A 24,533-nucleotide genomic window follows, 5' to 3' on the forward strand; every position below is an offset into this window, starting at 1 on the left:
GCAGCATGATCAAACACTGGATCAACGGCCGCGAGGTCGAAAGCAAAGACACCTTTATCAACTACAACCCGGCCACCGGCGAGGCGATTGGTGAGGTTGCCAGCGGCGGTGCCGAGGAAGTCGCGTTGGCCGTGGCGGCAGCCAAGGAAGCCTTCCCCAAGTGGGCTAATACTCCGGCCAAGGAGCGCGCACGCCTGATGCGCAAGCTCGGTGAATTGATCGAACAGAACGTGCCGCACCTGGCCGAGCTGGAAACCCTCGACACCGGCCTGCCCATCCACCAGACCAAGAACGTGTTGATCCCACGGGCTTCGCACAACTTCGACTTCTTCGCCGAAGTCTGCACGCGCATGGACGGCCACAGCTACCCGGTGGACGACCAAATGCTCAACTACACCCTCTACCAACCGGTGGGCGTGTGCGGGTTGGTGTCGCCGTGGAACGTGCCGTTCATGACCGCCACTTGGAAGACCGCGCCGTGCCTGGCACTGGGTAATACGGCGGTACTGAAGATGTCGGAACTGTCGCCGCTGACCGCCAATGAACTGGGGCGCCTGGCGGTGGAAGCCGGCATCCCCAACGGCGTGCTCAACGTTATCCAGGGCTATGGCGCCACGGCCGGTGATGCGCTGGTGCGCCACCCGGACGTGCGGGCGATTTCCTTTACCGGCGGCACCGCCACCGGCAAGAAGATCATGCAGACCGCCGGCCTGAAGAAGTACTCCATGGAGCTGGGCGGCAAGTCGCCGGTGCTGATCTTCGAGGACGCCGACCTGGAGCGCGCCCTCGACGCGGCGCTGTTTACCATCTTCTCCCTGAACGGCGAGCGCTGCACCGCCGGCAGCCGGATCTTTATCCAGGAAAGCGTGTACCCGCAGTTCGTCGCCGAATTTGCAGCGCGCGCCAAACGCCTGATCGTCGGTGACCCACAGGATCCGAAGACCCAAGTCGGTTCGATGATCACCCAGGCGCATTACGACAAGGTCACCGGCTACATCAGGATTGGTCTCGAAGAAGGCGCCACCTTGCTCGCCGGCGGCCTGGAACGCCCGGCCAACCTGCCGGCGCATTTAAGCAAAGGCCAGTTCATCCAGCCGACCGTATTTGCCGATGTGAACAACAAGATGCGCATCGCCCAGGAAGAAATCTTCGGCCCGGTGGTGTGCCTGATCCCGTTCAAGGACGAAGCCGAGGCCCTGCAATTGGCCAACGACACCGAGTACGGCCTGGCCTCCTACATCTGGACCCAGGACATCGGCAAGGCCCATCGCCTGGCGCGCGGGATTGAAGCCGGCATGGTATTTATCAACAGCCAGAACGTGCGCGACCTGCGCCAGCCGTTCGGCGGGGTCAAGGGCTCCGGCACCGGGCGTGAAGGTGGCCAGTACAGCTTTGAAGTGTTTGCCGAGATCAAGAACGTGTGCATTTCCATGGGCAGCCATCACATCCCGCGTTGGGGTGTGTAGTTCGCACATGTTTGCTTTCCTGTGGGAGCCGGGCTTGCCCGCGATGCAATCGACTCGGTACACCTGAGACACCGCGTCGCCTGCATCGCGGGCAAGCCCGGCTCCCACAAGGATCTCGCTGGCCTTACAACAATAACTATTCAGGAGAATCATCATGGGCGAAGTGGTCCTGGCGGCGAAGATCTGCCACGTACCGTCGATGTACCTGTCGGAACTGCCCGGCAAGCATCACGGCTGTCGCGAAGCGGCGATTGCCGGGCATAAGGAAATCGGCCGTCGCGCCCGCGAACTGGGCGCCGACACGGCGGTAGTGTTCGACGTGCACTGGCTGGTCAACAGCGGTTACCACGTCAACTGCGGCGAGCAGTTCCAGGGCACCTACACCAGCAACGAGCTGCCGCACTTCATCAAGAACATGGACTACGCCTACCCCGGTTGCCCCGAGCTGGGCGAATTGATCGCCGCCGAGGCCAACGCGGCCGGCGTGCGCAGCATGGCCCACAACATCCCGAGCCTGGAGCTGGAATACGGCACGCTGGTGCCCATGCGCTACATGCACATGGGGGTGCCGGAGGATAAGAAATTCAAGGTCATTTCCATCGCCGCCTGGTGCGCCTGGCATCGCCTGGAAGACAGCTTTGCCTTTGGCGCCGCCGTGCGCCGGGCCATCGAGAAGAGCGACCGCAAGGTGCTGGTGCTGGCCTCCGGCTCACTGTCCCACCGCTTCTCGGATGACCGCCAAGCCGAAGCGAATATCCACAACTGGACCCGCGAGTTCGACAAGCAGATGGACCTGCATGTGGTGGAGATGTGGAAGCAAGGCCGCTTCAAGGAGTTCTGCGCGATGCTGCCGGACTACGCCGAACACTGCTTCGGCGAAGGCAAGATGCACGACACCGCCATGCTCCTGGGGCTGCTCGGTGGGCCGGACTATGCCAAGGCGGCGGAGATCATTACGCCGCCGTTCGGCAGCTCGGGCACCGGCCAGATCAACGCGATTTTCCCGCTGTAAACCTGGGAGAAACCCATGCCGCACTTTATCGCCGAGTACACCGACAACATCGAACAACAGGCCGACCTGCCCGGCCTGTTTGAACAGGTCCACCGCGTGCTGGGAGACAGTGGCGTATTCCCCCTCGGCGGTATCCGCAGCCGTGGCGTGCGCCTGGACACCTGGCGCATGGCCGACGGCAAGCACGACTACGCCTTTGTGCACATGACCCTCAAGGTCGGCCACGGTCGCGACCTGGCCACGCGCCAAGCGGTAGCCGAGGCGTTGTTTGCGGTGATCACCACACACTTCGCCGAGCTGCAGGCGCAACGTTTGCTGGCGCTGTCGTTCGAGATGGTCGAGCTGCACCCGCAGCTGAATTTCAAGCAGAACAATGTGCATGCGTTCCTGAACAATCCGACGGGGTAGATCCCGTCGCTCCCCTCACGGCCTCTCAGACAAAAAGTACAACATCATGAGCACAGCCCAATCGACTGCCAGCCGCGTGCTGGCCGAGCATGACCGCACCCATCGTTCAGTGACCTGGCGCCTGATGCCGCTGTTGCTGGTGTGTTACCTGTTCGCCCATCTGGACCGCATCAACATCGGCTTCGCCAAGATGCAGATGAGCAGCGACCTGCAGTTCAGCGACACGGTGTACGGCTTCGGCGCCGGGTTATTCTTTATCGCCTACGCGTTGTTTGGCGTGCCGAGCAACATGGCGCTGGACCGCGTCGGCCCCCGGCGCTGGATCGCCAGCCTGATGGTGGTGTGGGGCCTGCTGTCCACCGGCATGCTGTGGGTAGAAAGTGCCAAGGGCTTCTACGTGCTGCGCTTTCTGCTGGGGGTCGCCGAGGCCGGCTTTTTCCCAGGCATTCTGGTGTTTCTCAACCGCTGGTACCCGGCACGCCGCCGCGCCCAGGTCACCGCGTTGTTTGCCATCGCCGTGCCCATGGCCGGCGTGCTGGGCGGGCCGTTGTCCGGGGCGATCCTTGAACATTTCCATGATGTAGGCGGCCTGCGCGGCTGGCAGTGGATGTTCCTGATCGAGGGCCTGCCGGTGGTGCTGCTGGGGCTGGTGGTGCTCAAGTGGTTGCCGGACGGTTTCGACTCGGTGCACTGGTTGACGGCCGAGCAAAAACTTCAGCTGCACACCCAACTGCGTAGCGAAGAACAGCGCAAGACCATCACCTCGTTCGGCGGCATCCTGCGCGACCCGCAGGTGTGGTTGCTGGTGGCGGTGTATTTCGCGGTGATGCTGGCGGTGAACACCCTGGCGTTCTGGATGCCCACGCTGATCCACGGCGCCGGTATCGGCCGCGACAGCCAGGTCGGCCTGCTGAGTGCCGTGCCGTACCTGGCCGGGTGTTTCTTCATGATCGGCTGCGGGCGCTCGTCCGATCGCCACCGCGAACGTCGCTGGCACCTGTGCGTGCCGCTGCTGATGGCTGCCGTAGGCATCGCCGTGGCGGGCCTGGCGCCGGGCAACCCGCTGCTGGTGATGGGCGGGTTGGTGGTCGCTGGCATGGGTGCCAGCGCGGCCTTGCCGATGTTCTGGCAACTGCCGCCAGCGTTTCTCTCCAACACCACCCAGGCGACCGGCATCGCCATGATCAGCTCGTTCGGCAGCGTCGCCGCGTTCCTCGCGCCCTACCTGATCGGCTGGATGCGCGACGCCACCCAGAGCGCCAGCCTGGCGCTGTACGTACTCGCTGCATTTATCGCCCTCGGCGGCCTGCTGGTGCTGCGCACCCACGCCGCCATCGTCAATCCCCGTTAAGGACCGTTGCCATGCTCGACTCCCAGCAAATTCTTGCCGCCGCTGCCCACCTGGACCGCGCCGAACGCAGCCGCGAACAAGTGCGCCAGTTTTCCCTCGACTACCCAGGCATCACCATTGAGGATGCCTACGCCATCCAACGCGCCTGGGTCGCGCAGAAGATTCAAGACGGCCGCACGCTGAAGGGCCACAAGATCGGCCTCACCTCGCGGGCCATGCAGGTTTCGTCAAACATCACCGAACCGGACTACGGCGCCCTGCTCGATGACATGTTCTTCGACGAAGGCAGCGACATTCCCTTCGAACGCTTCATCGTGCCGCGGGTGGAAGTGGAGCTGGCGTTTATCCTCGGCAAACCCCTCAAGGGCCCAAACTGCACGGTGTTCGATGTGCTCGACGCCACCGAATGGGTGATCCCGGCGCTGGAGATCATCGACGCACGCATCCAGCAGGTCGACCCGTACACCAACGCGACGCGCAAGGTTTTCGACACCATCTCCGACAACGCCGCGAATGCCGGCGTGGTGCTGGGCGGCCGTGCCGTGCGCCCCACCGAAATCGACCTGCGCAAAGTGCCGGCGGTGCTGTACCGCAACGGCGTGATCGAGGAATCCGGCGTTTCCGCCGCCGTGCTCAACCACCCGGCCAAAGGCGTGGCCTGGCTGGCGAACAAACTGGCACCGTATGACGTGACCCTGCTGCCGGGGCAGATCATCCTCGGCGGCTCGTTTACGCGCCCGGTCGCGGCTCGCCCTGGCGACACCTTCCACGTCGACTACGACCTGCTCGGCTCGATAGCCTGCCGCTTCGTCTGAACCCTGGAGGATTGCCATGGACATGCCCGTCAACCGCTTCAAACAACGCCTGCGCAACGGCGACGTACAGATCGGCCTGTGGCTCGGCCTGGCCGACGCCTATTGCGCGGAACTGGCCGCCAATGCCGGTTTCGACTGGCTGCTGATCGACGGCGAACATGCGCCCAACCACCTGCAAGGCATGCTCGCCCAGTTGCAGGCCGTGGCACCCTACCCCAGCCAGGCGCTGATCCGCCCGGTGATCGGAGACAGCGCATTGATCAAGCAACTGCTGGATATCGGCGCCCAGACCCTGCTGGTACCTATGGTCGAAAGTGCCGCCCAGGCCCGCGAACTGGTGCGCGCGATGCGTTATCCACCCCAAGGGATCCGGGGTGTGGGCAGTGCACTAGCGCGGGCTTCACGTTGGAACAGCATCCCTGGCTACCTCGACCAGGCGGATGAACAGATGTGCCTGCTGGTGCAGATCGAAAACCTTGAAGGCCTGGCTAACCTGGATGAGATTGCCGCCGTCGAGGGCGTAGACGGTGTGTTTATAGGCCCGGCGGATTTGAGTGCGTCGATGGGGCATCGCGGCAATCCTGGGCATCCCGAAGTCCAGGCGGCGATTGAAGACGCCATCGGGCGCATCGTGAAGTCGGGCAAGGCGGCTGGGATTCTGAGTGCCGATGAAAACCTGGCGCGGCGCTATATCGAATTGGGCGCGACGTTTGTGGCGGTCGGCGTGGACACCACGGTGTTGATGCGCGGATTGCAGGCGCTGGCCGGCAAGTTCAAAGGCGTTCCCGACGCCGCCCCCGTCGGAGGAGTCTACTGACATCTCCTGTGGGAGCTGGCTTGCCTGCGATGGCGGTGGTCCAGTAACAAATGAGCTGGCTGACCCACTGCCATCGCAGGCAAGCCAGCTCCCACCTTTGAACGGCGGTGATCCAGGTATTGATTCAACGCTTGATATTGATGTTCTTCAAGTCATCCAGCAGACCCAACAGGGTCTGCAACTTCTCTTCGCCCAACTGATCCTGCAAACGCTGGTAGTTGGCCTCCATGCATTGGCTCATGGACTCGAAACTGGCCTTGCCCTTGTCGGCCAATGTCACCAGCACCCGGCGCTGGTCCTGCTCGGCTTTGCGCCGGTGCACCATGCCGGCGGCTTCCATGCGCACCAGCACGCCGGTCATGCTCGGCTTGAGGATGCAGGCCAGTTCGGCCAGTTGGTAGATCTCCAACTCACCGTACTGTTCAAGGATGCGGATGATCCGCCATTGCTGTTCGGTCAGGCCGTGTTCATTCAAGGACGGGCGGAAGAAACTCATCGCGGCTTCGCGGGCTTGCAGCAAGGTCAAGGTCAGGGACTGGCGAGGTTTGAGCATAGGATCAGGGTCACGACGGATTTAGTTAATAATTTAACGAAACTCTAGCATTCCCAGTCCAGGAGCGCGCTATAACTTGTCTATCGCACCGCCCATGGCGCGCAGAATCAAAAGCCTGGGCACGCAGGATCAAGACTTCCACCCCGCCAGGGCCCCTAATGGAGGCATCCGCTTTAGAGCCTTCCTTCACATTTTCAGGCTGCGCCATGATCAACATCGAAACCCCCACGTATTACACCGCCACCAAGAAATACAACCTCAGCTTCCCGACCCTGGAACAGGACATCGACGCCGATGTGGTGGTGATCGGCGGCGGTTTCTCCGGCATCAACACGGCCCTGGAACTGGCGGAAAAAGGCATCACCAATATCGTCGTGCTTGAGGCACGTTACCTGGGCTTTGGCGGCACCGGCCGCAATGGCGGGCAGATCATGGCGGGGATCGGCCATGACCTGGAGAAAATCAAGAAGGACGTCGGCGAAGACGGCCTGCGCCAGGTGTTCGAGATCAGCGACCTGGGCGCCGACATCATCAAGAGCCGCATCGCCAAGTACAACATCGACGCGGACTTCTGCCACGGCTACGGCTACATGGGCTTCAACGCCCGCCAGGAAAAAACCCTGCGCGCCTGGGAAAAGGACTTCAAGTCGATCAACAGCCAGCACGAGGTCCGCTTTCTCGGCGGTTCCGACGTGCAGCAGATCATCGGTTCCAAGGCCTACAGCAGCGCCTTGCTGCACATGGGCGGCGGGCACGTGCATTCACTGAACCTGTTGCTGGGCGAAGCCACCGCGCTGGCCAGCCATGGCGTGCGGATTTTCGAGAACAGCCCGGCGTTGGAAGTCAGCTACGGCGAGCGCATCACCGTGCGCACCGGACGCGGCTCGGTGCGCGCCAGCAAATTGCTGTGGGCCTGTGACAGTTTTCTCAACAAGCTGGAGCCGGAGCTGCACCGCTCGACCATCAACACCTACGCATTCCAAATGATGACCGAGCCGTTGTCCGAGGAACTGATCCAGCGCATCAGCCCGATTCGCGGGGCCTACAGCGACATCCGCCCGGTCATCGACTACTACCGCGTCACCAATGAAAACCGCCTGCTGTTCGGTGCCGCCACACCGCTGGTGGAGCACATTCCCGGCGACCTCAAGGTGTGGAACCGCAACCTGATGCTGAAGATCTTCCCCTACCTCAAGGACGTGAAGATCGACCTGGCCTGGGGCGGCCCGATGGCGTGCAGCCCCAACCTGTTCCCACAGATCGGCACCTTGCCAGGGCGCAGCAACGCGTTTTTTGTGCAGGGCTATTCCGGCTTCGGCGTGACCCCCAGCCACATCATCTGCAAGGTCCTGGCCGAAGGCATGAGCGAAGGCTCGGCGCGCTATGACCTGGTCAGCTCGATTCATCGCCCGACCATCCTCGGCAAGGACGCGATCCGGCCCTTGCTGCTGACGGCGGGCAAATCCTGGCACCAACTGTCCGGTTATTGGAACGGGCGCCGCTAACCCCTTTTTTTCCTCATCAGGAGCAACTGCCATGACCCTCACTACGCTCAAACACAACATCCAGCTGTCGGAACTCGACCCCTGGGGCACCGTGGCCGACCTCGGTTCGCAGATTCTCGAAGGTGAAGTGCGTGCCTTCGGCAAGATGACCTTCGGCGCGCCCACCGACCCGGTCAGCAGCGCCTATTTCGGCACCACCCAGGGCAAGTTCCGCATGGTCTACCCGTTTGCCGAACAGGCCACGGTGGTCACCGGTGAAGTGCTGCTCACCGACGAGTCCACTGGCCAAACCACGCGCTACAAAAGCGGTGATAGCTGGTTCGTGACCAAGGGCACGCCGGTGCTGTGGGAAGTGCTCAGCGAAAGCTTCGTCAAACACTACTTTGCCGTCGTGTAAGGGAGGCGTTGCCATGACGAGTTCTTCTGACTGGATCACCGTCGGCGCGCTGGCCGACGGTTTCGCCCCGGACGCGTTCATCCTGCCCAACCTCGCCGAATTGGCGGGCCAGACCTTCACCCTGCACTTCGCCAACGGCTGGCAGATCGAACACCGCTTCGAGCAGGAGCGCCTGGCCTGGCATGCTGCCGACGGCCACTCCAGCGGGAGTGCGGCGTACCGCGCCACTTCGATCCGCCCAGGCCTGTACCTGGTGGATTTCATCAAGCATGAGGCCGGGCACAGCTGGTCGATCAGCCTGGTACTGGACACGCCGAACGCCTCATTCACTGCGGTGATCGGGCGCCTGCCGGACCAGGCCGAGACCCACGAAGGTCTTTATCACCGCGCCCTCGCCGGTAAACCGCTGACCTCGGTCGAAGTCGACTTCCTCCACGGCAGCCTCGACCGCCCATGGCAGGCCGGCCACTGCCTGCATGCACCGACCGACGAACTGGTCGGCCTGCGTAACCAGTACCGCTACAGCCCCAGCGAAGTCTACGAACACATCTACCTCAACGAGCGCTTCTACGCCTGGCAATGCTTGAAGGGCGTAGAGCAAGGCCTGTGCGACACCGACCGCTGCCATTACTACAAGATCGCCGAGCAGCTGTACCTGTTCGTATGGCAGGAGAAGATCGTGCCGACTCTCGGCCTGGTGCTGATCGACCTGCAGCAGCACCGCAGCGACGGCAAGATCTTCGGTTATGCGGGCGCGTCCTTCGATGCGCTGTCGAACTTCCCCATCAGCTCGTATTGCCAGGTGCTCAACCGTACGGAGTATCCCGATGACTGAGCCGCGCACGGTGGTAATCACCGGCGCCGGCACAGGGATCGGCGCCGCGTGTGCCCGGTTGTATGCCCAGGAGGGTGCACGCCTGGTGTTGATCGGGCGGCGCCGTGAGCCATTGGAACAGGTCGCGCAGGACACTGGCGGCCTGATCCTGGTGGGCGATGCCGCCTGCCCGCAGACCTGGGACGGGTTTATCCAACAGATCAGCGAGCACTATGGACGCCTCGATGTGCTGCTGGCCTGTGCCGGCGGGCATGGCCTGGGCAGCGCGACCCAAACCAGCCCCGTCACCTGGGAAAGCGCCCTGCGCAGCAACCTGGACAGCGCGTTCTATAGCGCCCGCGCCTGCTTGCCGCTGTTGCAGGAAAGCGCGGGGACTATCGTGCTGATCGGCTCCATCGCCTCTTTGGCGGCGGGGCCCGAGGTGTGCGGCTACACCACGGCCAAACATGCCCTGCTTGGGCTTAATCGCTCGCTGGCGCGGGACTACGGACCGCACGGTGTGCGAGTGAATGCGGTGTGTCCCGGCTGGGTGCGCACGCCCATGGCCGACGCGGAAATGCAGCCGTTGATGGACACCTATGGCGACACCTTGCAGCAAGCCTATGACCGGGTCTGCGCCGACGTGCCGCTGCGCCGTGCGGCCAGTGCCGAAGAGATCGCCACGGTATGTCGTTTCCTGGCCTCCGATGATGCGTCGATCATTACCGGGGCGACGTTGGTAGCTGACGGCGGTTCAAGCATTGTCGATGTACCCACACTGGCGTTCGCTCACTTGGAGAATGCCCATGCGTGACCTGGATTTCAGCGGGCAAGTGGTGCTGGTCACGGGCGGCGCCCAGGGCATTGGCCGAGGCATCGTCGAGGCGTTTGCCCTGCGTGGCGCGCAGGTGGTGATTGCTGATCGGCAGTTGGAACAGGCTCAGGCCGTGGCGACTGAGTTATGCGCGCAGGGCTATCGGGTCGAAGCAGTAGGCGTCGACCTGGCCGAATCACAGGCGGTGTTCGAGTGCGTTCAAGGGTTGCCACAACTGGATATCCTGGTACACAACGCCGGGTATTTTCCGCTGACGGCCTTTGAAGACATCACTCCGGACATCCTGCAACGCACCCTGGCGGTCAACCTGTCGGCGCTGTTCTGGCTGACCCAGGCGGCCTTGCCGGCGTTTCGCGAACAGGGCCGGGGCTGCGTGCTGGTGACCTCCTCGGTGACCGGCAACCGCGTCGGTTATCCGGGCCTCAGCCATTACGCGGCGTCCAAGGCCGGGGTCAACGGGTTTATCCGCAATGCCGCGCTGGAACTGGCGCCGTTGAAGGTGCGGGTCAATGGCGTGGAGCCGGGCATGATCGCTACGCCGGCAATGGGCAACCTGGGTGATGCCGCGCTGAATGACACTATCGCCAGCCGTGTGCCTCTTGGGCGTTTGGGTGCGGCGGCGGATATCGCCGGAGCCATGTTGTTCCTGGCCTCCGATCTCGCCAGCTACATCACCGGGCAAACCCTGGTGGTGGACGGTGGCTCCACCCTCCCCGAAGTCTGAACCTCGACTCGGTCCAAATGTGGGAGGGGCTTGCCCCCTCCCACATTAGATCTTGTTTGTTCTGAAACCCTGTTCATGCCCCCACAGCCTGCATCCGGCTCGAGCGGAAATCCTTGGGCGACACCTCGAATTGCTTCTTGAACGACCGGCTGAAATGCGCCGAATCGGTAAAACCCCACTTGTAGGCAATCGAGGTGATCGACTCGCTGCGCAGGAACGGGTTGGTCAAGTCATCCGCACTGCGTTTGAGCCGCGCGCGCTGGATGTAGCGGCAGACGCTGTCGTCCTGCTCTTCGAACAAGCGGTACAGGTGGCGAACCGAGATATTCAGCCGATTGGCCAGCCCGATCGGGCTGAGGCCAGGCTGGCTCAGGGACTCATCGATGACCTTCTGCACGTAGCTGCGCAGGTTGTTGCCCTGCAACAGCGCCAGGCCCTCGCGACATTCGTCGCCCTGCTCCAGGGCCGAGCCCAGCAGCGACACGAAAGCGCTTTGCAGCGCCTCCACTTCACCTGCGCCGTCTTCGGTGTCGTCCTTGCAGAGTTGGTCCATCAGCACATGCAGCATGCGCCCGCAGGCCTTGGTCGAGGAGATCTTGCCGAAGGCGCGTGCGTCGCCGCCCAGGTGCTTGCATACCTGCGGGCGTGACAGTGACAGGGAGGCGTGTTCGATGAGGCCGAAGGGGGTGATTTCGATGGAGCCTACCGAGTCCATCAGCAGCATCTCGCCGGGGGCCAGTTGCAGGGTCTGGCCGTTCTGTACGATCTGCGAGTAGCCGCTGCGCTGGCTGACCAGGAAGCAATCCTGGTCGTTGTCGTGGTCGGCATGGTGCGCCGGGCGTTTGATCAGCCCGGCATTGGTGCGCAGGATCGCGACGCCGCGTGGCAGGTCTTTGATCTCGCCGATGAACAGTGAGCGGTTGAATGCCAGTTCGGTGTCGAAGTAACCGCACGCGGCGCGTAGGTCGCGGTTCCAGGTGTCCAGCCCGTCGTGTGCATGCTGTGGGATGCTCATGGGGTGTCTCCGCAAAGGATTCTTTTTGTTGTTCTGGCGCAATAGTTAACATGTTATCTATATGCGCGCAACAACAACCTGTTTGCCCTTTGCAGAAGCACTAATGATGCCAATCAGAGGTTCGACAACACGCGATTCAATCCGACCAGCGCCGCGAGCAAGTGACTGCGTTGCGCAGGACTCAAGGCGATGTAGCGTCGAAAGGCCGGTAAACGATTGACCACTTCACTGCCGCCCATGTGCTCCAGGCGCACGCACCATTGCTGACCTTGCAGCTCGATGCGCAGGCGTTTGAAATCCAGTGGCATTAGCGCTTGGAACAATGGGGTGTCAGCCAGTAATCGTGCCTGTATTTCACGGCACAGGGCCTGGTTACCGGAGCGGCGCCGTACACGGATGCCAGTGCGTCGAATCGCGCCGCCATGGTGCACGTCGAAGCTCGCTGTGCCTCCTGTCGCAGCAGGCACACGCAGAACAAACTCAGTCAACACCAGGTGCATCAACAACTGCGACTCGGTGCGTTCGACAATCTCGAACGCCACGCCGTCCACTTCAAGTGTCGCCAACCCGAGGTTGCGCCGCAGGTGCGCCAGGGTCACTCCCGGTCGATAGCCTGCCGGCGCGCGCTCGGCGCGAAACAGTTCAAACAGTCTTTGCCGCAAAGTCGCCAAAACGCTCATCGGCCAGCTCCGGTTGATGACTGAATTCCTTTGCCAACACGTCCTCCACGGAGGCCGGCTTGAAGGGGTTGACCTTCTGCACCACCAGGGTCCAGAACAGCGCGTACGCGGCTGTGCCGCCCAACATCACACCGAACGGCACGTAGATGTCCGCCGGGTTCATGCCCGGTGGCGTGATGAACCACATGCCCAGCAGGATGCCGATGCTCGACACGATCTGTGGCAGCGGGAACCACGGCGAGCGATACGCCCGTGGCAGGTCCGGCCGACGGATGCGCAGGCTCACCACCGAGATCGTCACCAGCAGGTAGGCAAAGCTCCACGCGCACACCGCCGCCAGCACCAGGTGCATGATGTTGTCGGTGTTGCCGCCCAGGTACAGCGCGTGCAGGCAAGGAATCAGCATCGCCACCAGGATGCACAACAGCGGCGTCTTGAAGCGTGGGTGCAGGTAGGTGAAGACGTTGGGCAACGCCCCATCCACCGCCATGCCGTAGAGAATGCGTGGCACGCCGGCCATCAAGGTATTGATGGTGGCCGCGCCGGCAAACAGGAAGCCGATGCCCAGCCACAGTGGGCCGATTTGGCCCATCACCTGCTCGGCGAATTTGGGGATGGCCATGGGTGTGTCCAGCAGGTGCACGCCGGAGGCGGCATCGAGTACCACGTTTTCTACTTGGCGTTTCATTGCAGCGCCGTAGATGAACATGCACGTGGCCACACCCATCAGCCCCAACATCATGGCGCGCGGCATCACCTTGGCCGATTGGCGCAGGTCTGGCGCCAGCGGTGTGACGAATTCGCAGCCGACAAACATGAACATCGCCATGCCCACCAACGACAGCACGGTGATCAGGTCGGTGCCCACCAGCGACTCACCGAACCAGCCGTCCAACTGCACGGCGGGCGCGGCGATCAGGCCCAGCACGCCGAACACCATCAAGGTGGTCCACATGCCAAAGGTGAGGATGATTTCCGCACGGCCAAACGCGCTGACACCAAACGCGTTCAGCACACCAAAGACGATCACGAAACCGACGCCCAGCAACCACGAACCACCGGCCGATTCCGCCAAGGTGTTGAGGTGCTCGAAGTTCACCAGGGCCATGACCCCGGACAGGATAGTTTCGGCGGTGCCGGCGAACACATGCACGATCAGGTAGGCCGACAAGGTGCCGGTGATCGCGAAAAACCGCCCCATGCCGCAGTTTATGTAGTCGTACACCGAGCCGGTGGTGGGCAGGATCGAGGCGGCCTCGGCGAAGGTGGTGGCCTGGGCCAGCATCATCACCACGGCGATCAGCATCGCCAAGGCAAACGCACTGCCGCCAATGCCGAAGCCCATGGTGGCGGTGAGAATCACCGGGCTGGCCATGATCAGGCCAATGGTGCTGGCCAAGGCGGTGGGGAAACCTACCGTGCCTCGGTTGAGGTGCGCGGTGAGTCGGTCGTTGATCGACATGATGGGGTCCTCGAAAGCGGTTTTTTTAATGTGTCAGCACTCTGCGCCCCACTCGAGTTGATCGTCTTGCCCCTGTCTGCCGCCGGTTTTGTTGCTCCCTGCCACAGCATAGGGCGTGGCGGCCTGGGTCAATTCCCTGGCACGCAGAGAAAAGACTTCGCCCCCCGCGCTCGCCCTAATGCGCCCTCACTCTTAACCAAGATGGGGACAATAACAATGGAGCACACACTGAAAAATCGCCGCCTGCGCCAGGCGGTCGGCCTGGGTATTGCGCTGCTGATGGGCCAGGCCCAGGCCATCGAGTTGTATGCCGATGCCGACACCAGGGTCACCGGCAACTTCCTCGCCGTATATGGGATGTTCAACAGCCCGAAGAACTACGACGGGCGCAGCGGCGGTTCCACCTGGCGCGAGGCCTTTATCAAGTACGGCCTGAGCGTGGACCAGAGCCTGGGCGCCTTTGGCGGCGTGTATGGCACGGCCAACCTGGTGAGTTCCGGCACTTGGGGCGATGGCGATGCATCCGGGGTGACCACGGGCAAGGAGCGCACCACCAAGTTTGACGAAGCCTTTGCCGGCTGGCGCTCCGGCGATCTGTTCCCAGCGTTGGGCAAGGACGGCGTGGACCTGTCGTTCGGCCGCCAAATCATCATGCTGGGCGACGGTTTCCTGATCAATGATGACGGCCCCAACCTCGGCAAGGGCGTGGGCGATGGGGAATTCAACCGTGGCGGCGCCTACTACATCGCCGCACGCCATGCCTTCGACAAGACCGCCGTGATCCGCCTGGGCGGCAAGGATGGCGTGCATGGCAGCCTGATGTGGATCAAGTCCGACAACCCCGCCCAGGCCATGACCGAAATGGCCGCCGGCACCCTGGAATACAGCGCCGCACCGGGCACCCTGGGCCTTACCTACATTCATGGGATCGACGTGGATGAACGCTTCGCCAGCGAGGTGCAGCGCCAACGCAAGGGCATGAACCTCTATAGCCTGCGCGGCGCGGGCAATGCCGGCATCGACAACGCGCACTTTGCCTTTGAACTGGCCCGCCAGGACCGCCGCGACAGCCAGCAGAATGCCGGTTACGCCGAAGCCGGCTACACCTTCAGCGACCTGCCCTGGTCACCCGACCTGACCTACCGCTACGCGCGTTATTCAAAGAATTGGGACGGGATGTTCTCCGGTTTCAACCGGGGCTACGGCACCTGGGTGCAGGGTGAAGTGGCGGGCAACTACTCGGGCCCCTACAACACCAATACGTCAGTGCAACACGTGGCGCTCAAGGTCAAGCCGCTGGAGAACCTCACCCTCGGCGCGCTGTTCTTCGACTACACCACCGTCAGCACCCGCGGCCAACTCAACCTGGATGGCCGCGAGCTGGACCTGTACGCCGAGTGGGCGGTGAATGAGCACCTGATCATCACGCCACTGCTGGGCCTCTACAAGCCCAACAAGGATGCCGAGACCGGCGGCAATCAGGTCGGTGGCAACGGCACCAACATCTACAGTCAGTTGGTGGTCGCCGTACCGTTCTGAACCGTCTCGGGCGCGCACGGACGCAGCGCCTGGACCTCGGCATAAGCGCCTTGGTGATACAACAGCGGCGCACGCCCGAAGTCATCAAACGCAACCACCTTGCCGATCATGATCCAGTGGTCGCCGCCGTCCACTTGCTGGTACTTCTCGCAGTGGAACCGCGCCGAGCAATCGGCGAATACCGGCGAGCCACCCTCCCCCGGTTCGTACTCGATCAGGGCGAAGCGATCCTCACGCGGGCGTGCAAAATTGTTGGACAGGTGCACCTGGTCGGCCGCCAGTACGTTCACCGCAAAATGGCTGGCTTCCTCAAATACCTCGTGGCTGTTGGAGCGCTTGTCGATGCTCCACAGCACCAGCGGCGGATCGAGGGATACCGAGTTGAAACTGTTGGCGGTCACGCCCACCTTGCGCCCGGATGCGGTGGCGGCGGTGACCACGGTTACGCCGGTGGCGAAGTTGCCCAGTGCACGGCGAAAGGCGCGTGGATCGAAAAGGCTGCTGTCGGACATGCAAGACTCCCGGGCGCCATCGGATGGGCGCCCTGATTGTTGTGAGGGGAAGAACGCGCTACACCATGCTCGGGTCCGGCTCCAGGCCCATCAGCTCACGGCCGAGGATCTGCGCGCAGACGTCGTAGTCGGTGTAGGCATGGGCGCCGGTCATGTGGGAATCGCGGAACAGGCGCTGCATTTCGTTGTGTTCGAACCAGGCATTGCCGCCGGCGGCGGCGAACAGCCGGTCCACGGCTTCGATGCACATTTTCGTTGCGTAGGCCTGGTTGGTGCGCCAGAACGCCAGGGTTTCGCGGCTCGGGTAGCGGTGCGCGGCGCTATGTTCGGCGTGGTCCTGCCAGGTCTTTTCGAGGAATGCGCGGGCGGCAGCCACTTGGTGGGTGGATTCGGCCAGGCGCATCAAGGCGGGCGTGGCCGCACCGACGACGGCACCGGTGTAGGCACGCACGCGGTTTTTGGTTTTTTCGCGGAACACCTCCAGCATGCGCTCGGCCACACCGAGGCTGACGGTGGAAAACCCGCTGGCAAAATACGGGCGGTACGGCGCGTAAAAAATCTGGCTGTCGGGGTAAAGGCCGAAACCTGCGGACTTGCCTTCCATCATATCCTTGGCTTTCTGGATGCGATGCTCGGGCACCCAGGCGTTGTCGATGACCAGGGTCTTGGTGCCACTGCCCTTCATGCCGGCGGCGAACCAATCGTCACGGATCTGGTAGTCACTGCGCGGCAGCACGGCGAAGCAGTAATCCTGGCCGCCTTCGGCGTTCTGCCGACGGCAGCCGACAATCGCCCACTCGCCATGGTCACAGCCGCTGCTCCAGCCCATTTCACCGCTGAAGTGCACACCGCCCTCGCCCTCCACCACCCGGCCAAACGGCGCAATACTGCTGCTGGCGGTGGCGTGCGGGTTTTCGCCCCAGATCTCCTGCTGCAACTGCGCCGAAAACAGCGCCAGTTGGTGGCTGTGGGTGCACAACAAGCTCATGGCCCAGGCGGTGCTGGCGCAACTGCCGGCGAGCAAGGCGATGCAGTCGGCGAACTCGGGCAGCGACAGTTCCAGCCCGCCAAAGGCCTTGGGTTGAAAGGCGCGGTGCAGGCCGATGCTTTTGAGCAAGGCGATGTTTTCATCCGGCACCTGACGCTGCTGTTCGGCCCGCGTGGCATTCGCGGCAATCAGCGGCAGGAGGGGCTTGAGGTCTTCAAGGAGCGGGTTTGGCTTTTTCATGGACGGCCCTGCTTATTATTGGAAGTCCGGCGGGCGCTCCGGGTTGAGGAACGGCGCCTGATGCAGGGCCAGTATCGATGGGGGCGCGCAGGTGGAAAATGCACGTTCCACAGGCAAGGTTGTACTTTTCATAGGCGTGGCAGCCACAGACATCTCGCGCGGCAGGCAGAGTCAAGCCATGGGCCGCAGGCTTGGCTACCCTCGGGCTTTCCTTTGTGAACTGCCAGGAACCCGCCATGAGTGATATCCCGCTACTGCCCCAAGTCGAAGCCTTTCTGCGTCGGCGCCATGGGCTGTTTATCGACGGCGTCAACGTGCGCAGCCATTCCAGCCAGACCCTGGCCGTGACCAACCCGGCCACCGGTGACGTGATCGCCCAGGTGGCCGATGCGGACCTGGCGGATATCGACGCAGCGGTGGACTCCGCCAACCGTGGCTTTCAGTTGTGGTCCCAGGCGTTACCCGCGACACGCGGCAACGTACTGCTCAAGCTCGCGGACTTGCTGGAACGCAACCGCGAAGAGCTGGCGCAGATTGAAACCTGCCAGTCCGGCAAGATCATCCAGATTGCCCGCGCGTTCGAAGTCGACCAGGCCGCGCACTTCCTGCGTTACTACGCGGGCTGGGCGACCAAGCTCAGCGGCCAGACCCTTACCCCGTCGCTGCCCTCGTTCAATGGCGAGCGCTACACCGCGTTCACCCTGCGTGAACCGGTGGGCGTGGTCGTGGGCATCGTGCCGTGGAATTTCTCCACCATGATCGCCATCTGGAAACTCGCCTCGGCGCTGGTGACCGGCTGCAGCATCATCATCAAGCCTAGCGAATTCACGCCGCTGACCCTTCTGCGCATCGCCGAACTGGCCGTCGAAGCCGGATTGCCACCTGGCGTGCTCAATGTATTGACGGGCGGCGGCCATGTCGGCAAAGGCCTGGTGGAACACCCTGGCACCCACAAAGTATCCTTCACCGGCTCCGTGCCGACGGGCATCGCTGTCGGCCGCAGCGCCATGGGCGCCGGCCTCACCCGTGCGACCCTGGAACTGGGCGGCAAGAATGCCGCCGGTTTCCTACGCGATGTGGACGTGGACAAAGCGGTGGACGGCATCATCGAAGCGGGCTTTTTGCACTCCGGGCAAATCTGCGCGGCGGCCGAGCGTTTCTTCGTGCATCGTTCGCAAATGGACGCTGTGTTGGACACGCTCAGCCAGCGCCTCAGTCGCCTCACCATCGGCTCGCCACTGGATGAGCGCACCGAATTCGGCCCGGTCACCCACCACCAGCACCAACTCAAATTGCTCGGTTACTTCAGCCAGGCCCGCGCCGAAAACAACACGATCATCCATGGTGGCACCCTGCTTGACCGTCCCGGCTGCTACGTCGAACCCACGGTGATCCTGGCCAACAGCATCAACGACACCCTGCTCAACGAAGAAACCTTCGGCCCCATCGCCACCTTCCTGCCCTACGACAACGAAGACGAACTGCTTGCACTGATGAACAACGGCCCCTACGGCCTCAGCGCCAGTCTGTGGACCAACGACCTGGGCAAGGCCCTGCGCATGGTGCCGGCAATCCAGGCCGGCACCGTGTGGGTGAACATGCACACGCTGCTCGAACCAGCGGTGCCGTTTGGTGGGAATCGCTCTTCGGGGGTAGGCCGGGAGTTTGGCAGTGCATTCATCGAGGATTACACCGAGCTCAAGTCGGTGATGATTCGGTACTGAACGGAACAACCGCCTCCGCCTCGATCTCGATCAACCACTGCGGCAACGACAACCCGCTGACGATAATCCACGAAGACGGCGGCGGGTTGTGCGGGAAGCGCTGCCGCAGCGCCTGTGCGATGGGTTCCTGCTGGTCGCGGGCGGAATCGGCGATATACAGCCGCAGCATGATCACATGGGACAGATCACCGCCGACTTCGGCCAGCACCTTGTCGATATTGTCCAGCGCAGCGGCGGTCTGCTCGGCAATGCCTGGGCCGACCGTGCGCTCGTCCGCATCCACCCCCACCTGGCCGGACAGCATGATGCGCCGCCCCTGTGGCACCTCAAGGGCCTGGCTGAAGCCGTATTGCAGGGAGTTGAATACCGTCGTGGGATTGATGACCTTTCGTTGCATGAGGCTTCCTTGTTGTCGGTAGGAAAACAAGGCTAACCCAAAGGCATTGCTCAATCTGACGGTTCAACATCCCGCAACATATCGGGGTCAGGGCTTGCTTTGTGTCACCCGCCACACCGTGTTCCCCACATCATCCGCCACCAGCAATGCACCCTGCCCGTCCAGGGTCACACCCACCGGCCGGCCTTGCGCTTCGCCTTCGGCATTGAGAAAACCGGTGAGGAAGTCGACCGGTGCACCCGACGGCTTGCCCTCCTTGAACGGGATAAATACCACCTTGTAGCCCGCTTGCGGGTTACGGTTCCAGGAGCCGTGCTCACCGACAAACACCCCATCGGCAAAGGTAGCCGGCATGCCGCGCGCATCGGAAAAGGTCAGGCCCAGCGGCGCGACGTGCGTACCCAGGGCGTAGTCCGGCGCGATAGCCTGGGCGACCTTGTCCGGGCGTGGCGGTTGGACGCGCACATCGACGTGGCTGCCGTAATAGCTCCACGGCCAACCGTAGAATGCACCGTCCTGCACTGAAGTGAGGTAGTCGGGCACCAAGTCGCTGCCGATTTCGTCGCGTTCGTTGACCACCGTCCACAGTTGGGTAGAACCCGGTTTCCACGCCAGGCCGTTGGGGTTGCGCAAACCGCTGGCGAACAGGCGTTTCTCGCCGCTGGCCACGTCCAGTTCCCAGATCGCGGCACGCCCCTCTTCAGCGTCGAGGCCGTTTTCGCCGACGTTGCTGTTGGACCCCACCGTCACATACAGCCGGGTGCCTTCGGGGTTGGCCAGCAGGTTTTTGGTCCAATGATGGTTGATGCCGGCCGGCAGGTCGGTGACCTTCACCGGAGTGGCGTCGATATGGGTCTGGCCTGGGGTGTAAGGCACCTTGACCACCGCGTCGGCATTGGCGATATACAAGTCGTTGCCCACCAGCGCCATGCCGAACGGCGACATCAGGCCGCTCAAGAACTCGGTCCGTACTTCGGCATGCCCATCGTGATCGGCATCGCGCAGCAAGGTGATGCGATTGGCGCTCGGTGTATCCGCGCCGACACGCCCCATTACCACACCCATCGCCGTGCGCCGTGCCCAGGCGATCACACCCGTGCCGCCGTCGGTGGCGCCTTCGGGCATGGGCGGGTGATTACTTTCAGCGACCAGTACATCACCGTTGGGCAGGGTGTAGACCCAGCGCGGGTGATCGAGGTTATCGGCCAGGGCCGTGACGGTGAAGCCTTGGGGGGCGGTGGGTTGCACACCGTCAGACCAGCCGACGGCCTTGGAGACCTTGAGCGTAGGGATCAAAGAAGTGCTGGGCTCGGGCAGTTGCGGCGCAGGCCCGACTCCGGCTTGGAACGGTATTTTGGACGCTTCGCCACAGGCACTGAGAACAGCGGCGGCGGCAATCAGGAGCGCAAGGCGGCTCGGTACATTCATGGTGGAAACCTCGGGGCAGAAACCTGAGGGAGTATTGCCCTATAACGCGCGGGTAACCACCGGCCGTGGCGCAATTAACTGTTAACCGGGGGGCACGAATGGCATAGAAGGCCCTTTTTATGGGCCTGAGCCGGCGGTGGTGCAGATGGTCGAGATTGCGCAGTTGTTGGTCGATGAGGCGCCGAACCGGGAATGCCCGGTGGCCTGATCACACACGTCATTCCATTAGACAACGCAGTCCCTCGTGGGAGCCGGGCTTGCCCGCGATAGCGGTGTATCAGTCACAGCAACGCCACCTGACACTCCGCTATCGCAGGCAAGCCAGCTCCCACATTTGGGCGTCGTCGCCTACCAACTCCCCATCGCCAGACTGAACGGCGAAAACTCCGCGAACTGCCACCGCAACGCCAACGCCGCCGGGCGGCGCACCACCTGTTCCACCGTCACCGTCCACAACCGCTGGGCGCCCTCGAACAGCGCCACTTCCGGGCCGTCGAGGATCAACGTGGTACGCCCGGCCACTTGCAGCACATCGCCCGATTCAAAGTCGATGAACAACAGCCCGGCCACCGGATTGGCTTGCAGGTTGCCCAGGGTGGCGAAAAACAGGTTGCCGGCAAAGTCGGGGATGGTCAGCACGTTGCCTTCGACCCGCACAAAACCCGTGTTGCCACCTCTATGAGAAACGTCCACCGAGCGTTGAGCGTCCACCTCGACGTAGCTGGCGACGAACAGCGTGTCGGCGTTGCGGATCAGGGTTTGGGCGGCAGCGTCCAAGTCGTTGAAGCGTTCGACCGCCGTGCCGGGTTTACGGGCAATGCCATCGACCGGGCGCAGTTGGATGTACTTGGGGCAATTGCCGAAGGTGTGTACCACGTCGACCGAAAAGCCATCGTGATCGAGTGCACCCACACGGCCGTTCATGCGATTGCGACGCCGGGTGTTGAGGTCGATGCCCAACAGGCCGACAGCTGCCCCCTCACGCAGAGCGTTGCGGGCCGGGTCGGTCGCGGACGGCAGGCTGTCGATCTGCAGGGTCTGCGGGCCCGGCGAGTGGGCAAAGCCTGGCGCGCCTTCGATCATCGTCGCCCAAGGGATGCCCTGCTCGTCCACCGCACCCAGTATCAGGTAAGGCAACAAGGGATAGAAATCCCGGTGCTGTTCCGGCAGGTGATCGCGGATCACCTTCGGCCCGACCACGGCCATGCGGTCGGCCACGCCCACCGCCTCTTGTATGTGCCGTTCGCCGGCATGCCAGGGAGATTGTTCGATCAGGTTCATGGCAAGCACCTCAGGTTGGATGTGTCGATGCTGCACCCTGCCAGCCGGCGTGAGAATCACCACGCCAGGCAATCCACTATTACGCCAGCTGAAATGCCGGGTGTTCGCGCAGCGCCATTACGCAGTGGTCGACAAAGCTGCGCACGCGCATCGGTGCATTGCGACCTTCGCGGTACACCACCTGCACCGGCAGTGGCGGCAGTTCAAAATCCGGCAATACGCGATGCAGTTGCCCGCTCAGCAGGTGTTCGTGCACCGGATAACTCAGGCAGCGAATCAACCCCGCGCCCTGCACCGCCGCATTAATCGCACCCTGTACCCTGGCGCAGCCCAGACGGGCACGGGCCTTGAGTTGATAGCCCTGGAAATCCCAATGCACCTGATCGGCGCTGGCGATCAGCCGGTGCTGCTTGAGATCGTCCGGGCGTTGAGGCTCGCCGTGAACAGCCAGATAGGCGGGGCTGGCGCAGAGAATATGCCGCACCTGCCCCAGCGGCCGGGCGATCAATGACGAGTCGGGCAGTTCACCGACGAGGATGGCGACGTCGAGCCCTTCTTCGTGCAGGTTCGGGTAATAGTCGTGGTAGCTGACAATCAGGTTCACCTCGGGATAGCGGTCCAAGTAGTCGGCCAGGACCGGCGCCATCACATAACGGCTGAACAGGAACGGCAAAAACACCCGCAGATTGCCCTGGGCCTGCACATGCAGCCCCTTGGCCGAGGCTTCAGCGGCGTCCACTGCAGCGAGCAGGCGTACGCAGTCCGCCAGGTAGGCGCTGCCGGCGTCGGTAAGGCTCACGCCACGCGTGCTGCGCGCCAGCAACGGCACGCGCAAACGCGCCTCCAGGCGGGCGATCGCGCGTACCAGGGTCGGGCCGGAGACCTGTGCGTCACGCGCCGCCGACGCCAGGCTCGGCTGCCCGGCCAGCGCGGCGAACAACTGCATATCGCGATAACGCTCCATCAGCTGCGCCGTTTCATCGCCGGGTTCAGGGCGGTGTCCTGGCCCAGGCGATGGGTAAGAAAGTCGACAAAGGTGTTGATCTTGGCCGGCACCCGGCCGCTCTTCTGGAACACCACCTGGATCGGTAACGGCGCCGACTCATAGGCTTCAAGGATAATTTCCAACTCTCCCGCCGCCACCGCGGCTGCGACCTGATAGGACAACACCCGCGTCATGCCCCAGCCCAGGCGCGCCAGGTTGATGGCCGCATTGTTCGCCGTGACCACCAGACGTGGCTCGATGGTCACAGTCAAGGGTTGGCCGCCGTCCACAAATTCCCAGCCACTCACCAAGGAACTGGACGACGACGTGGCGATCTTGGCCTCACGCAACTGCAACGGATGCGTAGGCCGCCCGTGCTGTTCGAGGTACGCCGGCGATGCGCAGACCACCCGGCGAACTTCGCCGACCTTGATCGCCTGCTGCCCCGGTTCATGCAAGTGACCGATACGCACCGCCACGTCCACACCTTCGTCGGTCATGTTGACCACGCGATCGACCAGTAAGGCGTTGATGTTCACCAAGGGGAACCGGTCCAGGTACTCCCCCAGCACCGGTGCCACATACAGCTCGCCAAACAGTACCGGCGCAGTCACTGTCAGGTGACCACACGGGATGGAATAACTGCCTGCCGCCGCTTCCTCGGCTTCATCGAGCTCCGCCAGGATGCGCCGGCAATCTTCCAGGTAACGCTGGCCGGCTTCGGTGAGGTGCAAGCTGCGGGTGGTACGCGCCAGCAATTGGGTGCCGATGCGTTCCTCCATGGCGGCGATGGCGCGGGTCACGCTGGGTGGCGAGGTTTTCAGGCGGCGCGCGGCAGCGGCAAAGCCCTCCTCCTCGGCCACGGCCAGGAATACCTGCATTTCATGAAATCGGTCCATCGGCACGCCTCTAGAAAGTTATTGCGACTGCAAGCCTACCGCCGTGCGCGGCATGCCCACGAACCCCGGCAATGCCTCGATGCTGGCGAGCCAGGCGCGCACATGAGGGTAGTCGGTCAGCGCAACATTGCCTTCCGGCGCGTGAGCGGTGTAGGTGTAGAAAGCCACATCGGCAATGGTGGGTTGCTCGCCGGCCAGGAAGCGGCTCTGGCTCAGTTGCGCTTCCACCAGTTTCAGCAAGGCGTGGGAACGGGCAATGGCGGCGACGGTGTCAACGTCGGCACCAAAGACTGTGGCCAGTCGCGCAGCCGCAGGCCCCGCGTGCAGTTGGCCGGCAGCGGTCGACAGCCAACGCTGCACTCGGGCCTGACCCACCGGGTCGCTCGGCAACCATTGGCCGTTGCCATAGGTGTTCGCCAGGTAGATGAGGATCGCATTCGAGTCCGCCAGTACCACACCGTTGTCATCGATGGCCGGCACCTGGCCGAACGGGTTGACCGTGGCAATAAATTCAGGGGCCTTGTGCGCGCCTTGCTTGAGGTCCACCAGCACAACGTCCGTAGGCAGGCCCAACAGAGACAGCATCAGCTCGACCCGATGGGAGTGGCCGGACAACGGGAAACCATAGAGTTTGATCATGAAAGGCTCCAAAAAAGGGGTTATCGACCCCCCGCATGTTCCACCGC

24 protein-coding genes and 1 pseudogene are annotated in these 24,533 nt (G+C 62.9%); 13 read left to right on the forward strand and 12 right to left on the reverse strand.

Going from position 1 to position 24,533, the window contains the following annotated elements; all coding sequences use genetic code 11:
• Positions 1-5: 5 nt before the first annotated feature.
• The 6 genes from hpaE (at position 6) to hpaI (ending at position 5,869) form a co-directional block, all read left to right on the forward strand.
• Complete coding sequence (gene hpaE / locus EJ576_RS24855; RefSeq protein ID WP_028617028.1) at positions 6-1,466, forward strand: 5-carboxymethyl-2-hydroxymuconate semialdehyde dehydrogenase; 1,461 nt, start codon at positions 6-8, stop codon at positions 1,464-1,466.
• Between the two features lie 154 nt (positions 1,467-1,620).
• Complete coding sequence (gene hpaD, locus EJ576_RS24860; protein ID WP_122727753.1) at positions 1,621-2,478, forward strand: 3,4-dihydroxyphenylacetate 2,3-dioxygenase; 858 nt, start codon at positions 1,621-1,623, stop codon at positions 2,476-2,478.
• 15 nt (positions 2,479-2,493) lie between these two features.
• Positions 2,494-2,886: a 5-carboxymethyl-2-hydroxymuconate Delta-isomerase gene (locus tag EJ576_RS24865; RefSeq protein WP_028617030.1), complete on the forward strand. Its 393-nt coding sequence runs from the start codon at positions 2,494-2,496 to the stop codon at positions 2,884-2,886.
• Positions 2,887-2,932: 46 nt separating this feature from the next.
• Complete coding sequence (locus tag EJ576_RS24870; protein WP_126571368.1) at positions 2,933-4,237, forward strand: MFS transporter; 1,305 nt, start codon at positions 2,933-2,935, stop codon at positions 4,235-4,237.
• Between the two features lie 11 nt (positions 4,238-4,248).
• A complete protein-coding gene (hpaH, locus tag EJ576_RS24875) occupies positions 4,249-5,052 on the forward strand; it encodes a 2-oxo-hept-4-ene-1,7-dioate hydratase (RefSeq protein ID WP_126571369.1) in 804 nt (267 codons plus the stop codon).
• A gap of 16 nt (positions 5,053-5,068) precedes the next feature.
• Positions 5,069-5,869: a 4-hydroxy-2-oxoheptanedioate aldolase gene (gene hpaI, locus EJ576_RS24880; RefSeq protein WP_126571370.1), complete on the forward strand. Its 801-nt coding sequence runs from the start codon at positions 5,069-5,071 to the stop codon at positions 5,867-5,869.
• A gap of 124 nt (positions 5,870-5,993) precedes the next feature.
• Here the strand turns inward: hpaI and hpaR are convergent, their stop codons facing one another.
• Positions 5,994-6,422: a homoprotocatechuate degradation operon regulator HpaR gene (hpaR, locus tag EJ576_RS24885; RefSeq protein ID WP_123476094.1), complete on the reverse strand. Its 429-nt coding sequence runs from the start codon at positions 6,420-6,422 to the stop codon at positions 5,994-5,996.
• A gap of 206 nt (positions 6,423-6,628) precedes the next feature.
• On the opposite strand from hpaR, the gene EJ576_RS24890 reads away from it, so the two are divergent.
• From EJ576_RS24890 to EJ576_RS24910, 5 genes are read left to right on the forward strand one after another with little or no spacing between them, the layout of a single operon-like run.
• Positions 6,629-7,927 carry an FAD-binding oxidoreductase gene (locus EJ576_RS24890; RefSeq protein ID WP_126571371.1) on the forward strand — a complete coding sequence of 433 codons (1,299 nt, stop codon included), beginning with the start codon at positions 6,629-6,631 and terminating at the stop codon, positions 7,925-7,927.
• A 31-nt stretch (positions 7,928-7,958) separates the two neighbouring features.
• Positions 7,959-8,324: a cupin domain-containing protein gene (locus tag EJ576_RS24895; RefSeq protein WP_028617036.1), complete on the forward strand. Its 366-nt coding sequence runs from the start codon at positions 7,959-7,961 to the stop codon at positions 8,322-8,324.
• Between the two features lie 13 nt (positions 8,325-8,337).
• On the forward strand, positions 8,338-9,159 hold the full coding sequence (locus EJ576_RS24900; protein WP_028617037.1) for a molybdenum cofactor biosynthesis F family protein: 822 nt from the start codon (positions 8,338-8,340) through the stop codon (positions 9,157-9,159).
• A complete protein-coding gene (locus tag EJ576_RS24905) occupies positions 9,152-9,952 on the forward strand; it encodes an SDR family NAD(P)-dependent oxidoreductase (RefSeq protein WP_126571372.1) in 801 nt (266 codons plus the stop codon). Before EJ576_RS24900 ends, EJ576_RS24905 begins: the two co-directional genes overlap by 8 nt.
• The gene (locus EJ576_RS24910) at positions 9,945-10,697 is read left to right on the forward strand and encodes an SDR family oxidoreductase (RefSeq protein ID WP_371923956.1); all 753 of its coding nucleotides are present in this window, start codon (positions 9,945-9,947) and stop codon (positions 10,695-10,697) included. Before EJ576_RS24905 ends, EJ576_RS24910 begins: the two co-directional genes overlap by 8 nt.
• Before the next feature lie 73 nt (positions 10,698-10,770).
• On the opposite strand, the gene feaR is transcribed toward EJ576_RS24910, so the two are convergent.
• The 3 genes from feaR to EJ576_RS24925 all read right to left on the reverse strand — a co-directional run bounded on the left by feaR (position 10,771) and on the right by EJ576_RS24925 (position 13,854).
• On the reverse strand, positions 10,771-11,712 hold the full coding sequence (gene feaR, locus EJ576_RS24915; protein WP_028617040.1) for a transcriptional regulator FeaR: 942 nt from the start codon (positions 11,710-11,712) through the stop codon (positions 10,771-10,773).
• 113 nt (positions 11,713-11,825) lie between these two features.
• A complete protein-coding gene (locus EJ576_RS24920) occupies positions 11,826-12,392 on the reverse strand; it encodes a DUF3156 family protein (RefSeq protein WP_123476102.1) in 567 nt (188 codons plus the stop codon).
• Positions 12,355-13,854, reverse strand: a complete 1,500-nt coding sequence (locus tag EJ576_RS24925; RefSeq protein ID WP_123476104.1) for an APC family permease — start codon at positions 13,852-13,854, stop codon at positions 12,355-12,357. The genes EJ576_RS24920 and EJ576_RS24925 overlap by 38 nt, the downstream gene beginning before the upstream one ends.
• Before the next feature lie 216 nt (positions 13,855-14,070).
• On the opposite strand from EJ576_RS24925, the gene EJ576_RS24930 reads away from it, so the two are divergent.
• Positions 14,071-15,393: a hypothetical protein gene (locus EJ576_RS24930; protein WP_126571374.1), complete on the forward strand. Its 1,323-nt coding sequence runs from the start codon at positions 14,071-14,073 to the stop codon at positions 15,391-15,393.
• A gap of 32 nt (positions 15,394-15,425) precedes the next feature.
• Here EJ576_RS24930 and EJ576_RS24935 read toward each other — a convergent pair.
• Positions 15,426-15,905, reverse strand: a pseudogene (locus tag EJ576_RS24935) (flavin reductase family protein); the annotation flags it as partial.
• 58 nt (positions 15,906-15,963) lie between these two features.
• On the reverse strand, positions 15,964-17,133 hold the full coding sequence (locus tag EJ576_RS24940) for a p-hydroxyphenylacetate 3-hydroxylase oxygenase component (RefSeq protein ID WP_123476108.1): 1,170 nt from the start codon (positions 17,131-17,133) through the stop codon (positions 15,964-15,966).
• A gap of 236 nt (positions 17,134-17,369) precedes the next feature.
• Here EJ576_RS24940 and EJ576_RS24945 point away from each other — a divergent pair, with 236 nt between their 5' ends.
• Positions 17,370-18,857: an aldehyde dehydrogenase family protein gene (locus EJ576_RS24945; RefSeq protein WP_126571375.1), complete on the forward strand. Its 1,488-nt coding sequence runs from the start codon at positions 17,370-17,372 to the stop codon at positions 18,855-18,857.
• Here the strand turns inward: EJ576_RS24945 and EJ576_RS24950 are convergent.
• The 6 genes from EJ576_RS24950 to EJ576_RS24975 all read right to left on the reverse strand — a co-directional run bounded on the left by EJ576_RS24950 (position 18,832) and on the right by EJ576_RS24975 (position 24,486).
• The gene (locus tag EJ576_RS24950) at positions 18,832-19,254 is read right to left on the reverse strand and encodes a RidA family protein (RefSeq protein WP_126571376.1); all 423 of its coding nucleotides are present in this window, start codon (positions 19,252-19,254) and stop codon (positions 18,832-18,834) included. The genes EJ576_RS24945 and EJ576_RS24950 overlap by 26 nt on opposite strands.
• Positions 19,255-19,341: 87 nt before the next feature.
• Entirely contained in the window at positions 19,342-20,682 is a 1,341-nt protein-coding gene (locus tag EJ576_RS24955; RefSeq protein WP_126571377.1) for a sorbosone dehydrogenase family protein, read from the reverse strand.
• Positions 20,683-21,030: 348 nt separating this feature from the next.
• Positions 21,031-21,963 (reverse strand): pyridoxamine 5'-phosphate oxidase family protein, encoded by a 933-nt coding sequence (locus EJ576_RS24960; RefSeq protein ID WP_126571378.1) that lies wholly within the window; start codon positions 21,961-21,963, stop codon positions 21,031-21,033.
• Between the two features lie 79 nt (positions 21,964-22,042).
• Complete coding sequence (locus EJ576_RS24965) at positions 22,043-22,927, reverse strand: LysR family transcriptional regulator (protein WP_126571379.1); 885 nt, start codon at positions 22,925-22,927, stop codon at positions 22,043-22,045.
• A complete protein-coding gene (locus EJ576_RS24970; protein WP_126571380.1) occupies positions 22,927-23,847 on the reverse strand; it encodes a LysR family transcriptional regulator in 921 nt (306 codons plus the stop codon). The genes EJ576_RS24965 and EJ576_RS24970 overlap by 1 nt, the downstream gene beginning before the upstream one ends.
• Before the next feature lie 18 nt (positions 23,848-23,865).
• Positions 23,866-24,486 carry a glutathione S-transferase family protein gene (locus EJ576_RS24975; protein ID WP_126571381.1) on the reverse strand — a complete coding sequence of 207 codons (621 nt, stop codon included), beginning with the start codon at positions 24,484-24,486 and terminating at the stop codon, positions 23,866-23,868.
• Positions 24,487-24,533: the final 47 nt, after the last annotated feature.

This window comes from Pseudomonas sp. C 49-2, assembly GCF_003970195.1.
In the GTDB taxonomy this organism is placed as follows: Bacteria; Pseudomonadota; Gammaproteobacteria; order Pseudomonadales; family Pseudomonadaceae; genus Aquipseudomonas; species Aquipseudomonas canadensis.

Coding starts and splice junctions, on each gene's coding strand:
- EJ576_RS24865 (WP_028617030.1), top strand. CDS start 2,494: ATGCCGCACTTTATCGCCGAGTACACCGACAACATCGAACAACAGGCC.
- EJ576_RS24900 (WP_028617037.1), top strand. CDS start 8,338: ATGACGAGTTCTTCTGACTGGATCACCGTCGGCGCGCTGGCCGACGGT.
- EJ576_RS24920 (WP_123476102.1), bottom strand. CDS start 12,392: ATGAGCGTTTTGGCGACTTTGCGGCAAAGACTGTTTGAACTGTTTCGC.
- EJ576_RS24870 (WP_126571368.1), top strand. CDS start 2,933: ATGAGCACAGCCCAATCGACTGCCAGCCGCGTGCTGGCCGAGCATGAC.
- EJ576_RS24965 (WP_126571379.1), bottom strand. CDS start 22,927: ATGGAGCGTTATCGCGATATGCAGTTGTTCGCCGCGCTGGCCGGGCAG.
- EJ576_RS24970 (WP_126571380.1), bottom strand. CDS start 23,847: ATGGACCGATTTCATGAAATGCAGGTATTCCTGGCCGTGGCCGAGGAG.
- EJ576_RS24945 (WP_126571375.1), top strand. CDS start 17,370: ATGAGTGATATCCCGCTACTGCCCCAAGTCGAAGCCTTTCTGCGTCGG.
- EJ576_RS24925 (WP_123476104.1), bottom strand. CDS start 13,854: ATGTCGATCAACGACCGACTCACCGCGCACCTCAACCGAGGCACGGTA.
- EJ576_RS24955 (WP_126571377.1), bottom strand. CDS start 20,682: ATGAATGTACCGAGCCGCCTTGCGCTCCTGATTGCCGCCGCCGCTGTT.
- EJ576_RS24930 (WP_126571374.1), top strand. CDS start 14,071: ATGGAGCACACACTGAAAAATCGCCGCCTGCGCCAGGCGGTCGGCCTG.
- hpaI (WP_126571370.1), top strand. CDS start 5,069: ATGGACATGCCCGTCAACCGCTTCAAACAACGCCTGCGCAACGGCGAC.
- EJ576_RS24940 (WP_123476108.1), bottom strand. CDS start 17,133: ATGAAAAAGCCAAACCCGCTCCTTGAAGACCTCAAGCCCCTCCTGCCG.
- feaR (WP_028617040.1), bottom strand. CDS start 11,712: ATGAGCATCCCACAGCATGCACACGACGGGCTGGACACCTGGAACCGC.
- EJ576_RS24910 (WP_371923956.1), top strand. CDS start 9,945: ATGCGTGACCTGGATTTCAGCGGGCAAGTGGTGCTGGTCACGGGCGGC.
- EJ576_RS24890 (WP_126571371.1), top strand. CDS start 6,629: ATGATCAACATCGAAACCCCCACGTATTACACCGCCACCAAGAAATAC.
- EJ576_RS24895 (WP_028617036.1), top strand. CDS start 7,959: ATGACCCTCACTACGCTCAAACACAACATCCAGCTGTCGGAACTCGAC.
- hpaR (WP_123476094.1), bottom strand. CDS start 6,422: ATGCTCAAACCTCGCCAGTCCCTGACCTTGACCTTGCTGCAAGCCCGC.
- EJ576_RS24905 (WP_126571372.1), top strand. CDS start 9,152: ATGACTGAGCCGCGCACGGTGGTAATCACCGGCGCCGGCACAGGGATC.
- hpaD (WP_122727753.1), top strand. CDS start 1,621: ATGGGCGAAGTGGTCCTGGCGGCGAAGATCTGCCACGTACCGTCGATG.
- EJ576_RS24975 (WP_126571381.1), bottom strand. CDS start 24,486: ATGATCAAACTCTATGGTTTCCCGTTGTCCGGCCACTCCCATCGGGTC.
- EJ576_RS24950 (WP_126571376.1), bottom strand. CDS start 19,254: ATGCAACGAAAGGTCATCAATCCCACGACGGTATTCAACTCCCTGCAA.
- hpaE (WP_028617028.1), top strand. CDS start 6: ATGATCAAACACTGGATCAACGGCCGCGAGGTCGAAAGCAAAGACACC.
- EJ576_RS24960 (WP_126571378.1), bottom strand. CDS start 21,963: ATGAACCTGATCGAACAATCTCCCTGGCATGCCGGCGAACGGCACATA.
- hpaH (WP_126571369.1), top strand. CDS start 4,249: ATGCTCGACTCCCAGCAAATTCTTGCCGCCGCTGCCCACCTGGACCGC.